The organism is Sulfitobacter sp. 1A13421, assembly GCF_043557285.1.
GTDB classification, from domain to species: Bacteria; Pseudomonadota; Alphaproteobacteria; order Rhodobacterales; family Rhodobacteraceae; genus Sulfitobacter; species Sulfitobacter faviae.
In genome coordinates this window covers 316,517-330,605 of the sequence record NZ_JBIFFQ010000004.1, presented here as the reverse complement: position 1 = coordinate 330,605, position 14,089 = coordinate 316,517, and the positions used below count along the sequence as shown (strand labels likewise).

The window sequence follows — 14,089 nt, the reverse complement described above, 5'->3', positions numbered from 1 at the left end:
AATGCCCGGCGCCGTAATTTAGAACGGTTCTAAATCTTGACTTGCCGCCCGCGCAGGCGCATATCAGGAGCCACGCCGAAAGCGAGGTACACTCCATGTTCATCCAGACCGAATCCACTCCGAACCCCGCAACGCTCAAGTTCCTGCCGGGTCAGACCGTGCTGGAGATGGGCACCGCTGATTTCCCCTCCCCCGAAGCCGGGGCGACCTCCCCGCTGGCCCAACGGCTCTTTGCGGTCGAAGGCGTGACCGGTGTGTTCTTCGGCACCGATTTCGTCACCGTGACCAAGCAAGACGCGGTGGAATGGGACCATGTGAAACCCGCCCTGCTCGGCGCCATCATGGAGCATTTCCAGTCCGGCGAGCCGGTCATGGCCTCCGACCACCAGCCCACATCCGGCCACGCCGCGCATGACGGCGAAGACGGTGAAATCGTCGGCCAGATCAAAGAGTTGCTGGACAGCCGCGTCCGCCCCGCCGTGGCCCAAGACGGGGGCGACATCACCTTCCACGGCTTTGAGCGTGGCGTCGTCTATCTGCACATGCAGGGTGCCTGCGCGGGCTGCCCCTCTTCGACACTGACGCTGAAGATGGGCATCGAGAACCTGCTGCGCCATTACATCCCCGAGGTCACAGAGGTGCGCCCGGTTGCCTGAGCATCACGCAAGCGGGCCACTGATTCTGGCCTTCGACACATCGGCCGCGCATTGCGCGGCCGCTTTGCTGTCGGGCGACCGGATCTTGGCCTCCCGCACCGAGCCGATGACCAAGGGTCAGGCCGAGCGGATCATGGTCCTTTGCGAGGAATTGCTGAGCGACGCCGGGCTCGCCTATGCCGACCTCACCGCGCTTGGCGTCGGCATCGGGCCGGGCAATTTCACCGGCATCCGCATCGCCGTTTCTGCCGCCCGCGGGCTGGCGCTTGGCCTTGGCATTCCGGCGGTTGGGGTCGATGCCTTCGACGCGCTGCGCGAAGGCCATGATGGCCCCTGTGCCTGTGCGGTGGATGCCCGCCGTGATCAAGTTTTCTTGCAAGGCTTTGACAACCCCGGCATTTCCGAACCCGCACTACACGACGCCGCCGCCCTCCCGGCCTTCAACGGCCCGCTGATCGGCGCGGGCGGAGAGCCGCCAGCGATGCCTGTGGCCGAAGCCATCGCCCGCATCGCCGCGCGCCGCTTTGCCAGCAATCCGCCGCGCCCCGCGCCGCTTTACCTGCGCCCCGCCGATGCCGCCCCCGCCCGTGACGCGGCACCGGTGCTGTTGCCGTGACACCGGCAGAGCTTGCCGCGCTCCATGCTGCGGCCTTCACCCAAGACAGGCCGTGGCAAGAGGCAGAATTCGCAAGCCTGCTCGACAGCCCCTTCGTGCGGCTTTTCACCCGCCCGGGCGGCTTTGCCCTGACCCGCACCATCGCGGGCGAATCCGAATTGCTGACCCTTGCCGTTGACCCTGCGCAGCAGCGCCGGGGGCTGGGCCGGGCGCTCCTGCGCGACTGGCTGGCAGCCCTGCCCGCCGACTGCGAAAGCGCCTTTCTCGAAGTCGCTGCCGATAATCTGCCCGCCCGCGCGCTCTATGCGGATCAAGGCTTTGCCCAAATCGCCATCCGCCGTGCCTATTACGCGCGCAGCGGCGTCCCACCCGTGGATGCCTGCATCCTGCAACGCGTCTTGACCCATGGTCACGCTGGCGATCCGTGCGGCTTGCCCTCAAAAAGCGGTTGACCCTACCCCCCGCCTGCGCCCTAGATTATACCTGATCACATGATCCACAAACGCCGTGGCGGCAGCATCTGATTGACCGCCCGACACCACAACCCGGGAGACACCAAATGACCCTCATGACGAAATTCCTCGGCGCTGCTGCGGGCCTTGCCCTCACCGCGGGCGCGGCAGCGGCTGAACCGGCGCTGATCTTCGACCTCGGCGGTAAGTTCGACAAGAGCTTCAACGAAGCGGCCTTCAACGGTGCCTCCCGCTGGGCCGAAGAAACCGGCGGCAAGTTCGCCGAGATCGAAATGCAGTCCGAAGCGCAGCGTGAGCAGGCCTTGCGCCGCTTCGCCGAATCCGGTGCCAACCCGATCATCACCATGGGTTTTGCCATGGCCGATCCGCTGGCGACCGTCGCGCCCGACTATCCCGACACCAAGTTCGCCGTGATCGACGTGAACTGGCTCGACCTGCCCAACGTCCGTCAGGTCAGCTTTGCCGAACATGAAGGCTCCTACCTCGTCGGCGTCATGGCCGCGATGGCCTCCGAGAGCGACACCGTGGGCTTCGTCGGTGGCATGGACGTGCCGCTGATCCGTCACTTCGGCTGCGGCTATGCCCAAGGCGTCAAAGCGACCAACCCCGATGCCACCGTCATCGCCAACATGACCGGCACCACCCCCGCCGCGTGGAACGACCCGGTGAAGGGCTCTGAGATCACCAAGGCGCAGATCAACCAAGGCGCTGACGTGGTCTATGCCGCGGCGGGCGGCACCGGCGTGGGCGTGCTGCAAACCGCTGCCGACGAAGGCATCCTGTCGATCGGCGTCGACAGCAACCAGAACCACCTGCACCCGGGCAAGGTCCTGACTTCCATGCTGAAACGCGTCGATGTCGCCGTCTATGACGCGATGATGGCGGGCGAAGACCTTGAAGTCGGCGAAGTCGTGACCCTCGGCCTTGCCGAAGAAGGTGTTGGCGTTGCCATCGACGAGCATAACCAAGATCTCGTGACCGAAGAGATGAAGGCCGCTGTCGACGAGGCGCGCCAGAAGATCATCGACGGCGAGATCAAAGTGGTCTCCTACTACGAGAACGACAGCTGCCCGGCACTGGACTTCTGAGCCCGATTTATCCACAATCGACCCCCGGGGCCGCGCCGATCATCGGCGCGGCCCCTTTTAAAACCCCACAGCGTGACCGGGGCAGCGATGGACCAACGCCAGATCAAGGGCTGCAACGCCCGCAGGACCTTTTGACATGACCGATACCGCCCCCGCGATCGAACTCAAGGGCATCTCCAAGGCCTTCGGCCCGGTACAGGCCAACAAAGATATCTCCATCCGCGTCATGCCGGGCACGATCCACGGCATCATCGGCGAGAACGGCGCCGGGAAATCGACGCTGATGTCGATCCTCTACGGCTTTTACAAGGCCGATGCGGGCGAGATTTACATCGGTGGCCGCAAGACCGAGATCCCCGACAGCCAAGCCGCCATCGCCGCCGGCATCGGCATGGTGTTCCAGCACTTCAAGCTGGTCGAGAACTTCACCGTTCTGGAAAACATCATCCTCGGCGCCGAGGATGGCCGCCTCTTGAAGCCCTCGCTGTCGAAGGCGCGCAAGACGCTGATCGAACTGTCGAAGGACTACGGCCTGAACGTCGACCCCGACGCGCAGATTCAGGACATCGGCGTGGGCATGCAGCAGCGCGTAGAAATTCTGAAAGCGCTCTACCGGCAGGCCGATATCCTCATCCTCGACGAGCCCACGGGCGTGCTGACCCCCGCCGAGGCCGACCAGTTGTTCCGCATCCTCGGGCGTCTGCGCTCCGAAGGCAAAACCATCATCCTGATCACCCACAAGCTGCGCGAGATCATGGAGATCACCGACACCGTGTCGGTCATGCGCCGCGGGCAGATGACCGCCACCGTGAAAACCGCCGAGACCTCGCCGCAGGAACTGGCCGAGCTGATGGTCGGGCGCAAGGTGCTCTTGCGCGTCAACAAAGAGCCCGCCACCCCGGGCGACGTGATCCTCGACATCAAGGGGCTGCGGGTCGTCGACGACAAGGGCGTCGAGCGGCTGCGCGGGATTGACCTGCAGATTCGCGCCGGCGAAGTGCTGGGCCTCGCGGGCGTTGCGGGCAACGGTCAGTCGGAACTCTTGGAAGTACTGGGCGGCTATGCCGACGGCAGTGGCAACGTTACGCTCAACGGCACCCCGCTGGACCTCTCGGGCAAGAAAAGCGACGGCCAGTCGCGCCGCGCGCGCGGCGTGGCCCATGTGCCCGAAGACCGCCAGCGCGAAGGTCTGATCATGGATTTTCAGGCGTGGGAGAACAACGTCTTCGGCTACCACCACGACGACCGCTTCAACAGCGGCATGTTGATGGATCACGCCGCGATCCGCGCCGATGCCGAAGACAAAATGGCGCGTTTCGATGTGCGCCCGCCAGACCCGACGCTGGCCGCCAAGAATTTCTCGGGCGGCAACCAGCAGAAAATCGTTCTGGCGCGCGAGATCGAGCGCAACCCCGACCTTTTGCTCATCGGCCAGCCCACCCGCGGCGTCGACATCGGCGCGATCGAGTTCATCCACGAGCAGATCATCGCCCTGCGCGATCAGGGCAAGGCGATCCTGCTGGTCTCGGTCGAGTTGGAAGAAATCCTCGCCCTGTCGGACCGCATCGCGGTGATGTTCGACGGGCAGATCATGGGCGAACGCGCCGCCGATCAGACCGACGAAAAGGAGCTTGGGCTGCTGATGGCCGGGATCACCGATACCGAGAACGAACACAGCGTGGCCGAGGTCGAGGCCAATCTCGCCCGGGCGGGCGGCGACGCGCGCAAGGAGGTCTGAGATGGACGTGATGCCGAAATGGGCCGAGGTGATCCTCGTGCCGCTGATCTCCCTGCTGCTGGCCGCCGTGCTCTCAGCGCTGGTGATCCTGTCGATCGGCGAAGACCCGGTCGCGGCGGTGAACCTCATGGTCAAGGGCGCACTCGGCTCGACCTATGGCTGGGGCTACACGCTGTATTACGCCACCAACTTCATCTTCACTGGTCTTGCCGTCGCCGTGGCCTTTCACGCGCGGCTGTTCAACATCGGTGGCGAGGGTCAGGCGATGCTGGGCGGCCTTGGCGTGGCGCTGGCCGCGCTCTACATCCCGTGGCCGCATTGGACGCTGGCACTGATCGGTTGCGGCGTCATGGCCGGTCTTCTGGGCGCGGTCTGGGCCGCGATCCCCGGCTGGCTGCAGGCCAAGCGCGGCTCCCACGTCGTGATCACCACGATCATGTTCAACTTCATCGCCGCGGCGCTTTTGAACTACGTTCTCGTCAACGTCATGCGCCCACCGGGCAGCATGGACCCGGCCAGCGCCCGCTTCCCCGAGGCCGTGCATCTGCCGACCTTGCACGAGTTGCTGGCGCCGCTGGGCATCGCCTTCTCGAAATCCGCGCCCGCCAACGTCTCGCTGCTGGTGGCGGTCGGCGCCTGCGTGGCGATCTGGATGCTGATCTGGCGCACCCGTCTGGGCTATGAAATCCGCGCCTACGGCCATTCGCAGCCGGCGGCGAAATACGCGGGCATCTCGCCCGTGCGCATCACCATGATCACCATGATCATCTCGGGCGCGCTGGCAGGGCTGATGGCGATCAACAACGTCATGGGCGAAAGCGAACGTCTGGTGCTGAACGCGACCGAGGGCGCGGGCTTCATCGGCATCGCCGTGGCGCTGATGGGCCGCTCGCATCCCGTGGGCGTCTTCTTTGCCGCGCTCCTGTTCGGCTTCCTCTACCAAGGCGGCGCGGAACTGGCGCTCTGGACCTCGATCCCGCGCGAGTTGATCGTCGTGATCCAAGCGCTCGTGATCCTCTTCACCGGCGCGCTCGACAACATGGTGCGGATGCCGCTGGAGCGTCTCTTCTTGATGTTCCGCCGCCCCGGCCCGCCCAAACCCGGCCCCCGCAGCGCCCAGTCGGAGAGCGCGGAATGAGCCCCTATACCCCCCTGAGAAAGCGGGTCTGACCTATGGACTACATCACGCTCATCCAATTGCTCGACAGCACCGTGCGGCTGGCCACGCCGTTGCTTCTGGCCTGTCTTGCCGGTCTTTTCTCCGAACGCGCGGGCGTCTTCGACATCGGGCTCGAGGGCAAGATGCTGGCCGCGGCCTTCTTCTCGGCGGCGCTTGCGTCGATCACCGGCTCGGTTTGGATCGGTCTGGCGGCGGGCATCGCCTCCTCGCTGGCGCTCAGCGCGGTGCATGGCCTTGCCTCGATCACCTTCCGCGGCAACCAGCTCATCTCCGGCGTGGCGATCAACTTTCTCGCCGCGGGCATGACGGTGCTGATCGCGCAGGACTGGTTCGCCCAAGGCGGCCGCACGCCCTCGCTCTTCGGCGGCGCGCGGTTCGAGCCGATCACTCTGCCCTTCGCCGAGGCGATGGAGGACGTGCCCATCATCGGCCCGCTTTACGAAGAGCTGATCTCCGGCCATTCGATCCTCGTCTATGCCGCTTTCCTCGCGGTGCCGCTGACATGGTGGATCCTGTTCCGCACCCGCTTCGGCCTGCGCCTGCGCGCGGTGGGCGAAAACCCTGCCGCCGTCGACACCGCCGGTGTCTCGGTCGTGGGTCTGCGCTATGCCGCGGTGGCCATCGCGGGGCTGCTCTGCGGCGTGGCGGGCGCCTACCTCAGCACCGCGCTGCAGGCGGGTTTCGTCAAGGACATGTCGGCGGGCCGCGGCTTCATCGCGCTGGCCGCGCTGATCTTCGCCAAGTGGCGTCCGTGGTACGCCCTTTGGGCCACCCTGCTCTTCGGCCTCTTCGGCGCGCTGGAGACCCGACCGGACGTGATCCAATCGGTCATCGGCATCAAGGTGCAGGGCCAGCTTCTGGGCGCCCTGCCCTACCTGATGACCGTGGTGATCCTCGCCGGTTTCGTCGGAAAAGCGATCCCGCCGCGCGCGGGTGGCGAGCCCTATGTGAAAGAACGCTGACACTTCCTTCCGGCCCTTGCACCCGAGGGCCGGATCGGCGCAACCTGTCAAAGTGGTCGCCTCACCGCGACAAGCTATGTTGAACTGCGCGGCCGTTCGGGGCTAGGAAACGTCATGCAAATCTACCTGCCCATTGCCGAAGTATCGGTTAACGCCTTCCTCCTTTTGGGGTTGGGCGGCATCGTGGGCATCCTTTCGGGCATGTTCGGCGTCGGCGGCGGGTTTCTGATCACGCCGCTGCTGTTCTTTGTCGGCATCCCGCCCGCCGTGGCGGTGGCGACCTCGACCAATCAAATCGTGGCCTCTTCCTTCTCGGCGCTTCTGGCGCATCTCAAGCGAAAGACGGTCGATTTCCGAATGGGCTGGGTGCTGCTGGCCGGAGGCCTGATCGGCTCCGGCATCGGCATGTTCATTTTCAACTACCTGAAATCGCTGGGCCAAGTCGATCTGCTGGTGACGCTTTGCTATGTCGTCTTCCTTGGCATTATCGGCGGGCTGATGTTCGTGGAATCGCTCCGCGCCATCCGCCGCACCCGCAAGGGGGGCCGGGTCAAACGCAAGAAACACTATTGGGTGCATGGCCTGCCGTTCAAAATCCGCTTTCGGGTGTCGGGTCTCTATATCTCGGTGATCCCGCCGGTGCTGGTCGGTGCGGCGGTCGGGATGCTCTCTGCGATCATGGGTGTGGGCGGCGGCTTCATCATGGTGCCCGCGATGATCTACCTGCTTGGCATGCCAACCAAAGTCGTGATCGGCACCTCGCTGTTGCAGATCATCTTCGTCACCGGCTTCACCACCATGCTGCATGCCACCACCAACCAGACGGTCGACATCGTGCTGGCGGTGCTGCTGCTGGTGGGCGGCGTGCTCGGCGCGCAGGTGGGCACGCGGATCGGCGTGCGGATGCAGGCCGAACAGCTGCGCATCCTGCTCGCGGTGCTGGTCTTGGCGGTCTGCGGCAAGCTGGCGCTTGACCTGTTGCTGGAACCAGCGGAACTCTATTCACTCAGCCCGGTGGCGGCGGAATGATGCGCGCGCTGATCGCCTTCCTTGGCCTGTGTTTCACGGCCCTGACCGCCACGGCGGAAGAGGAAATCGTGCTTGGCCTCAGCCAGGCCGAAGTCTCCATCACCACCAATTTCGACGGGTCCGAGATCCTCGTCTACGGGGCCGTTAAACGCGAAACCCCGATCCCCGATGGCGCGCCGCTCGAAGTTGTCATTACCGTCTCCGGCCCCTCGGCCCCGGTGATGGTGCGCCGCAAAGAGCGGCGCTTTGGCATCTGGGTGAACACCGCCGCGGTTGAGGTCGACCGCGCACCAAGCTTCTACGCCGTGGTCACCTCCGGCCCGCTGGCCGAGGTGCTCAAACGTATCGAAGACCTGCGTCACCGCATCTCCATCCCCCGCGCCATCCGGTCGGTCGGCGCCCCGATGGAGATCGCGGACCCCACCCAATTCACCGATGCGCTGATCCGCGTGCGCAAGGATGCGAACCTGTACCAAGTCATCGAAGACGGGGTGAAGGTCGATGAGCAAACCCTCTTCCGCGCCGCCGTCGCCCTGCCCGCCTCGCTCACCGAAGGGGCCTATGACACGCGGATTTTCCTCACGCGCGGCGGCGATGTGGTAGCGCAATATGAGACGATCATCGACGTGCGCAAAGTCGGGATGGAGCGTTGGTTGTTTAACCTCGCCCACCAACAGGCGTTTCTCTACGGGCTGCTGTCGCTCTTTATCGCGGTCGCGGCGGGTTGGGGCGCCTCTGCCGTCTTCGGCCTCATGCGCCGCTAAGCCGCGCCATCCTCGGTCGCCTCAAGCGTCAGCGCCGCCGCTGGCGCGGCCCGCAGATCATCCACCCGCAACGGCCCCGAAGGCTTGCTGAGCCGGTTGCGCACCACCCAGATCAGTCGCTCCTGAGCGCGGGTGATGGCGACGTAAGCCAGCCGTTTCCACAGCGGCTGCCCCGCCTCCGACCGCCCCATCCGCGCGGCGGCATAGAGATCGGGCGCAAAGACCTGCACGTTCTCCCACTGGCTGCCTTGGGCCTTGTGGATCGTCACCGCCGCCCCGTGCAGAAAGGTCGCCCCCATGCGCGCGGCGAAGGGGATGAAGGGCTCTTCTTCGTCGGGTTTCTCGATCTTCACGATCGAGGCGGCACTCACCTGCGGGTCTTCGGCGCCGATCACATGCAAGCGGCTGAAGCCGGGCTTGCGCCCCTCGCCCAGATAGACCACCTGCGCGCCCTTGATCAGGCCCCGCGCTTCAAGGTCCAGCCGTTTCTTCCGGTGTTTCAGCGGCAGTTCGATCCCATCGCAGATCAGCGGCTCGCCCGCCAGCAACGCATCCTCTGGCGCGCCATGCACGCTGCGGAACGCATTGATCAGCCGAATACGCGTCGCATTGCGCCAGACCAGCACCGGGCTGCGCGCCATCAGGTCGACCTCAACACGCTGGCCCCAGACCACGCGGTCATCGCGGCGCGCCGCGTCTTCGATCATCCGCTCGAAGTCATGAAACTCCAACTGCGGATCGGCCAGCGCATGGGCGAGATCAAGGATCGGGTTGTCGGCCTCTTGCCGGTGGATGCGGTTGAGGTTCAAGACGCGCTTCTCGGGCAGTTTCTCGAAGACCATCGTGCCCGATTGCCCCACCGGCGCCAACTGCGCCGGGTCACCGAACAACAGCAGCGTCGGGAAAATCTCTTTCAAATCCTCGAACTGCTTGTCGTCCAGCATCGAGCTTTCGTCGACGAAACCAATGTCCAAGGGCTCTTCCCGCCGTTTCCAGCCGGTGATGAAGTCGCTGCCGCGCAGCCCCGCCGCCGCCAGCGCCCCGGGCACGGACTTGTTGTTCGCAAAAAACGCCGCCGCCCGGTCCAGCGCCATTTCACTGAGGCCCTCGATCTCGGGCTTCTCGCCGTTGCCGGTCAGCCATTCGGCGATACGCTCGTATTCAGGGTGATAGACCGGCGTGTAGAGAATGCGGTGGATCGTCGTCGCGGGCACCCCGCGCAACCGCAGCACGCTCGCCGCCTTGTTGGTGGGCGCGAGGATCGCCAAGGTCCGCTTCTCGCGCTTCTTGCGCGATTCGTAATCGCCCGACACGATCTCGACCCCTGCCCCTTCCAGCGCGCGGTAAAGCTCGGCCAGCAGCAGGGTCTTGCCCGATCCGGCCTTGCCGGTCACCGCCATCACCTGATCCGGCCCGCCCGCAGGCGGCATCAAAAGCGAGTCGTCCAGATCGATGCCCGCCGAGCGCAGCATATCGGCCACCTTGTCATGGGCGGCGGCTTGGTCTTCGGAATAGGTGAGCGCGGTAGATGTCATTGGGCGACCCTAAATGAGCCCCGCGCCGGGGGCCAGATGGCTTTGCCCCGCGCGCCTGCGATTCATGTGGATTATCCGCCTCAGACGACGATCAGCCCCCGGCTGAGCGCACGGGCGACCGCATGGGTGGTATTGGACGCCCCCAGTTTGAAGCGGGCGCTTTCCACATAGGCGCGCAACGTATGTTCCGAGATCGACAGACGGTCAGCCACCTGCGCGCGGCTGTAGCCCACCGCCAGCAGGGTCATCGCATCCACCTCGCGCGGAGAGAGCGCCTGCACCGCACCCGGTGCCCGCTCCGGGGCCAGCGCCAGCGCCTTTTCGTTGAAGCAATGGGCCGCCCAGATCAAATCGCGCCGGTGCCGCGCGGTGAAAGCGGCCCAAACCCGATCGGTGCAACTGTGGTTCGTGGTGAAAAGCGCGAATTGCCCATGCGGCCCCCGGATCGGGACCGAGAACCCCTGATCGCCGACCCCATGGTCCAAAGCATCCCGGCGAAACTGCCGCGCCGCGCGCGAGGACCAATCGAGGTCTTTCCAATCCACCGGCTCGAACCGGCGATAGCAGCCCGCGACCACGGGATCGATGCGCAGGTAGTTATGCGCCTGATAGCGCTCAGACCAAAGCGCGCCATAGGTGCCGCAGCCATATTGCACCCCCGCCGTGTCGACCCAGTGATAGACGACATGCAGAATGCCATAGTGATCACGCAGGTCTTTGCAGGCCTGCCCAAGGGCGGGCTGGCCATCAGCCTGCGCCAGCCTTTCCCAAATCCGTTCCAGATGCGGCTCTATCCTCATGCGTCCGGCCCATGGCCCTTTCGCGTTGCAAGGACATCTCAGCCAGAGCGATCAGCGCCGCGTCGTCCAACTGTTCCGCCGTGCGCGGCAGTTGGTTCGCCATGGCAAAAGCCCTGAGATCGGCCAAAACGTCCAATATCCAATCATCTCGCATGAGGGTCGCCCAGCTTTGGTTAATGGCAGATTAATACAACCATAGCATGTACATTATTTTGCACCATCCGCGCTTTCTGCCCCCCCATAAATAGCGGGGCTTCGGGCGCTAAGCCTCTGTTTCGACAGGGCACCACGCAAAACCCCCGCAGCCGAAGCCACGGGGGTCTCATCTTAGCCGATCCGTGTCGCTTAGTCGCGGGCGACCAGCGTGTCTTCCAACGTGCGCAGCCCGGTCGTCGGGGCCTGCACCAGCACCGACATATTGCCCGGCTTATGCTCATTACGCATCATCTTCATATGCGCCTCGGGCAGATCGGCCCAGCTAAAGACCTCGGACATGCAGGGGTCGAGCCGCCGTTCCATCATCAGCTTGTTGGCGGCACTCGCCTGTTTGAGGTGGGCAAAGTGGCTGCCCTGCAAGCGCTTCTGGTGCATCCACATGTAGCGCACGTCGAAGGTCAGGTTGAACCCGCTTGTGCCTGCGCAGATCACCACCATGCCGCCCTTCTTCACCACGAAGGTGGAGACCGGGAAGGTCGCCTCACCGGGGTGCTCGAACACCATATCGACATTCACGCCCTTGCCGGTGATGTCCCAGATCGCCTTGCCGAACTTGCGCGCCTCCTTGAACCACTCGGCATATTCCGGCGTGTTCACGGTGGGCAATTGGCCCCAGCAGTTGAAGTCCTTGCGGTTCAGCACCCCCTTGGCACCCAGATCCATCACGAACTGGCGCTTGCTCTCGTCCGAGATCACGCCGATCGCATTGGCGCCCGCAGTGTTGATGAGCTGGATCGCATAGGAGCCGAGGCCACCGGAGGCGCCCCAGACCAAGACGTTCTGGCCGGGCTTCAGGTCGTGCGGCTCGTGGCCAAAGAGCATCCGGTAGGCGGTCGCCAGCGTCAGCGTGTAGCAGGCGCTTTCTTCCCATGTCAGATGCTTGGGGCGCGGCATCAACTGCTGGCTCTGCACCCGGGTGAACTGCGCGAAAGAGCCGTCGGGCGTCTCATAGCCCCAGATCCGCTGGCTGGGAGAATACATCGGGTCGCCGCCGTTGCATTCCTCGTCGTCGCCGTCGTCTTGGTTGCAGTGGATCACCACCTCATCGCCGACCTTCCAACGGGTCACCTTATCGCCCACCGCCCAGACGATGCCCGAGGCATCGGAGCCCGCGATGTGGTAAGGCTCGCCATGGCCGTCGAAGGGGCTGATCGGCACGCCGCGCGCGGCCCAGACACCGTTGTAGTTGATGCCCGCCGCCATCACGAGGACCAGCACGTCTTGGCTGTCGAGCTTAGGCACGTCGACCACCTCTTGCAGCATCGCGCTGTCCGGGTCGCCGTGCCGTTCGCGGCGGATCGCCCAAGCATACATCTGTTTCGGGACATGCCCCATCGGGGGCATCTCGCCCACTTCATAGAGGTCCTTTTGCGGGGCGTCATATTCGGCGTGTTTCGTATCCAGTGCCATGTGGGCCTCCTGCCGGTGATCGGTGTCTACAAGGTCTGTGCCGCACCGCAGAATCGCGGTGGCTCCCTTTCGGGATATGATCCACCGCGCAACAATGCAACCCCTAGATACCGCAGTTTGTAATTTTATGACCCAGCAGTCGCAGCAATTTCTGCCGCAGCTGCAGCATCCTCCGAGGGGAAATGTGCAATGGAATTAGCGTAGAAGGCCAAAACAGGCCCCTGCCCCTCGACGATCTCCAGCCCTTCCGGGCCTTCGGAAATGACGCCACGTTTCTTGAGCCGCGCGACGGCGCGGGCGACCCGTTCGGGCAGGACGTCTGGCTTCGGCACCCGATTGCGCGGTGGCATCTGCTCCAAAGTGGCAGCCACTTCGGCCAGCAGATCGGCCTCCTTCATCGGGCGGGCGGCCTGCAACATCACCCGCGCGATCAGCGGCACGGTCAGCACCGGCATCGCCTGCGCGATCCGGTCCATCAACATTTCGGACAACTCCGAGACCGGCACGCCGGCCCCAGTACGACGCAGCGACAGCGGATCGCCGAAAGTCACCGCCGCCGTGCCAAAACGCGTGTCGCGCCCGCGCAGCCGCCGCCACATCTTGCGCAGCACGAAGCCCACGACCACCGTGATCCGCGCCCCAAAACGCCGGTCCCCGCGCTGCCCGGCGGCGATCAACACGCGGTCTTCCAGCACCCGGTCATAGTTAATCGCCACGGGCACAAAGATGATATCGCGCGCGCCCTCGGGGTCGAACCCATCCACGACATAGGACAGAAGCCCGACCTTCGGCGGCTGCAAGGCCCCGGTCAGGCTCAAGCCGCCCTCGGGGTAGAAGGCCTGCGTCACCCCGCCCGTCGTGGCCATCTGCACGTAGCGCGCCAAGACCTTGCGATAGAGCGCCCCGCGCGACCGGCGCCGGATGAAGTAGGCCCCCATGGAGCGGATCAACGTGCTTAGCGGCCAAACCCGCGCCCATTCCCCCACCGCATAGCTCAGCGCCGAAGACCGCGCGGCGAGATAGGTCACCAGCATGTAATCCATGTTCGACCGGTGGTTCATGATGAAGACCACCGTGGCATCCCGCGGCAGCGCGGCGAATGTCGTCTCGTTACTCACCGCCGTCTCGACCCGGTAGACCGTATTGGTCAACAGCCGCGCCAAGCGGATGCCGAAACTGAAATAGGCGAAGGCCGAAAACCGCGGCACGATCTCGCGCGCATATTCCCGCGCCTTTTGAAAGGCCACGTTCTCCGGCACGCCGTTGCTGCGGGCATAGTTGACGATCTCCTGGCTGACCTCCGGATCATAGATCAGCCGTTGGATCATGTCGTACCGCCGCGCCAGTTTGAAGGGCTCGATGGGCCGCGTCAGCCGCTTGTTCAACCGCGCCACCGCCCGCTCAAGCCGCCGGCGAAAGAACCAACGCACCGAAGGCAGTAGAAAATGGCTCAGCGCCGTGACGGCTGCGAAAACCACGATGAGGATGAACAGCCAAAGGGGCAATTGCACAGTCTGCGTCATGGCTTAACCCTTACAGTGCAAGGGCGAGAGGACAATATTTATCTGTTTCCCGCCCGCCCAAGCGGCCCGAGTGATGCCGCAACGCAGCGAATTGACAGA

14 protein-coding genes are annotated in these 14,089 nt (G+C 64.6%); 9 read left to right on the top strand and 5 right to left on the bottom strand.

Annotated features, from left to right (window positions below):
* Nucleotides 1-95 precede the first annotated feature (95 nt).
* The 9 genes from ACGYLI_RS10565 to ACGYLI_RS10525 all read left to right on the top strand — a co-directional run bounded on the left by ACGYLI_RS10565 (nt 96) and on the right by ACGYLI_RS10525 (nt 8,506).
* Nucleotides 96-656 carry a NifU family protein gene (locus ACGYLI_RS10565; protein WP_067261530.1) on the top strand — a complete coding sequence of 187 codons (561 nt, stop codon included), beginning with the start codon at nt 96-98 and terminating at the stop codon, nt 654-656.
* A complete protein-coding gene (tsaB, locus tag ACGYLI_RS10560; protein WP_394419155.1) occupies nt 649-1,272 on the top strand; it encodes a tRNA (adenosine(37)-N6)-threonylcarbamoyltransferase complex dimerization subunit type 1 TsaB in 624 nt (207 codons plus the stop codon). Before ACGYLI_RS10565 ends, tsaB begins: the two co-directional genes overlap by 8 nt.
* Nucleotides 1,269-1,724 carry a GNAT family N-acetyltransferase gene (locus ACGYLI_RS10555; protein ID WP_394419154.1) on the top strand — a complete coding sequence of 152 codons (456 nt, stop codon included), beginning with the start codon at nt 1,269-1,271 and terminating at the stop codon, nt 1,722-1,724. The genes tsaB and ACGYLI_RS10555 overlap by 4 nt, the downstream gene beginning before the upstream one ends.
* Nucleotides 1,725-1,831: 107 nt before the next feature.
* A complete protein-coding gene (locus ACGYLI_RS10550; RefSeq protein ID WP_271689361.1) occupies nt 1,832-2,833 on the top strand; it encodes a BMP family protein in 1,002 nt (333 codons plus the stop codon).
* A 136-nt stretch (nt 2,834-2,969) separates the two neighbouring features.
* Entirely contained in the window at nt 2,970-4,571 is a 1,602-nt protein-coding gene (locus tag ACGYLI_RS10545; RefSeq protein ID WP_394419153.1) for an ABC transporter ATP-binding protein, read from the top strand.
* 1 nt (nt 4,572) lies between these two features.
* Complete coding sequence (locus ACGYLI_RS10540) at nt 4,573-5,709, top strand: ABC transporter permease (protein WP_394419152.1); 1,137 nt, start codon at nt 4,573-4,575, stop codon at nt 5,707-5,709.
* A gap of 35 nt (nt 5,710-5,744) precedes the next feature.
* The gene (locus ACGYLI_RS10535; RefSeq protein WP_394419151.1) at nt 5,745-6,713 is read left to right on the top strand and encodes an ABC transporter permease; all 969 of its coding nucleotides are present in this window, start codon (nt 5,745-5,747) and stop codon (nt 6,711-6,713) included.
* A gap of 114 nt (nt 6,714-6,827) precedes the next feature.
* The gene (locus ACGYLI_RS10530) at nt 6,828-7,742 is read left to right on the top strand and encodes a sulfite exporter TauE/SafE family protein (RefSeq protein ID WP_067261874.1); all 915 of its coding nucleotides are present in this window, start codon (nt 6,828-6,830) and stop codon (nt 7,740-7,742) included.
* Complete coding sequence (locus ACGYLI_RS10525; protein WP_271689357.1) at nt 7,739-8,506, top strand: TIGR02186 family protein; 768 nt, start codon at nt 7,739-7,741, stop codon at nt 8,504-8,506. Before ACGYLI_RS10530 ends, ACGYLI_RS10525 begins: the two co-directional genes overlap by 4 nt.
* Here ACGYLI_RS10525 and ACGYLI_RS10520 read toward each other — a convergent pair.
* The 5 genes from ACGYLI_RS10520 to ACGYLI_RS10500 form a co-directional block, all read right to left on the bottom strand.
* Nucleotides 8,503-10,041 carry an ATP-dependent RecD-like DNA helicase gene (locus ACGYLI_RS10520; RefSeq protein ID WP_271689356.1) on the bottom strand — a complete coding sequence of 513 codons (1,539 nt, stop codon included), beginning with the start codon at nt 10,039-10,041 and terminating at the stop codon, nt 8,503-8,505. The genes ACGYLI_RS10525 and ACGYLI_RS10520 overlap by 4 nt on opposite strands.
* 80 nt (nt 10,042-10,121) lie before the next feature.
* On the bottom strand, nt 10,122-10,841 hold the full coding sequence (locus ACGYLI_RS10515) for a LuxR family transcriptional regulator (protein ID WP_067261877.1): 720 nt from the start codon (nt 10,839-10,841) through the stop codon (nt 10,122-10,124).
* The gene (locus ACGYLI_RS10510) at nt 10,789-10,995 is read right to left on the bottom strand and encodes a hypothetical protein (protein ID WP_082851964.1); all 207 of its coding nucleotides are present in this window, start codon (nt 10,993-10,995) and stop codon (nt 10,789-10,791) included. The genes ACGYLI_RS10515 and ACGYLI_RS10510 overlap by 53 nt, the downstream gene beginning before the upstream one ends.
* 191 nt (nt 10,996-11,186) lie before the next feature.
* A complete protein-coding gene (gene ccrA, locus ACGYLI_RS10505; RefSeq protein WP_209217441.1) occupies nt 11,187-12,467 on the bottom strand; it encodes a crotonyl-CoA carboxylase/reductase in 1,281 nt (426 codons plus the stop codon).
* Nucleotides 12,468-12,592: 125 nt separating this feature from the next.
* Nucleotides 12,593-13,990, bottom strand: coding sequence for a 1-acyl-sn-glycerol-3-phosphate acyltransferase (locus tag ACGYLI_RS10500; RefSeq protein ID WP_394419150.1), 1,398 nt, complete (start codon nt 13,988-13,990; stop codon nt 12,593-12,595).
* Nucleotides 13,991-14,089 lie beyond the last annotated feature (99 nt).

Excerpts from the sequence above, each read along its gene's own strand:
- ACGYLI_RS10510 (WP_082851964.1), bottom strand. The coding sequence starts at position 10,995 with ATGCGAGATGATTGGATATTGGACGTTTTGGCCGATCTCAGGGCTTTT.
- ACGYLI_RS10550 (WP_271689361.1), top strand. The coding sequence starts at position 1,832 with ATGACCCTCATGACGAAATTCCTCGGCGCTGCTGCGGGCCTTGCCCTC.
- ACGYLI_RS10525 (WP_271689357.1), top strand. The coding sequence starts at position 7,739 with ATGATGCGCGCGCTGATCGCCTTCCTTGGCCTGTGTTTCACGGCCCTG.
- ACGYLI_RS10520 (WP_271689356.1), bottom strand. The coding sequence starts at position 10,041 with ATGACATCTACCGCGCTCACCTATTCCGAAGACCAAGCCGCCGCCCAT.
- ACGYLI_RS10565 (WP_067261530.1), top strand. The coding sequence starts at position 96 with ATGTTCATCCAGACCGAATCCACTCCGAACCCCGCAACGCTCAAGTTC.
- ccrA (WP_209217441.1), bottom strand. The coding sequence starts at position 12,467 with ATGGCACTGGATACGAAACACGCCGAATATGACGCCCCGCAAAAGGAC.
- ACGYLI_RS10535 (WP_394419151.1), top strand. The coding sequence starts at position 5,745 with ATGGACTACATCACGCTCATCCAATTGCTCGACAGCACCGTGCGGCTG.
- ACGYLI_RS10500 (WP_394419150.1), bottom strand. The coding sequence starts at position 13,990 with ATGACGCAGACTGTGCAATTGCCCCTTTGGCTGTTCATCCTCATCGTG.
- ACGYLI_RS10530 (WP_067261874.1), top strand. The coding sequence starts at position 6,828 with ATGCAAATCTACCTGCCCATTGCCGAAGTATCGGTTAACGCCTTCCTC.
- ACGYLI_RS10515 (WP_067261877.1), bottom strand. The coding sequence starts at position 10,841 with ATGAGGATAGAGCCGCATCTGGAACGGATTTGGGAAAGGCTGGCGCAG.
- ACGYLI_RS10540 (WP_394419152.1), top strand. The coding sequence starts at position 4,573 with ATGGACGTGATGCCGAAATGGGCCGAGGTGATCCTCGTGCCGCTGATC.
- ACGYLI_RS10545 (WP_394419153.1), top strand. The coding sequence starts at position 2,970 with ATGACCGATACCGCCCCCGCGATCGAACTCAAGGGCATCTCCAAGGCC.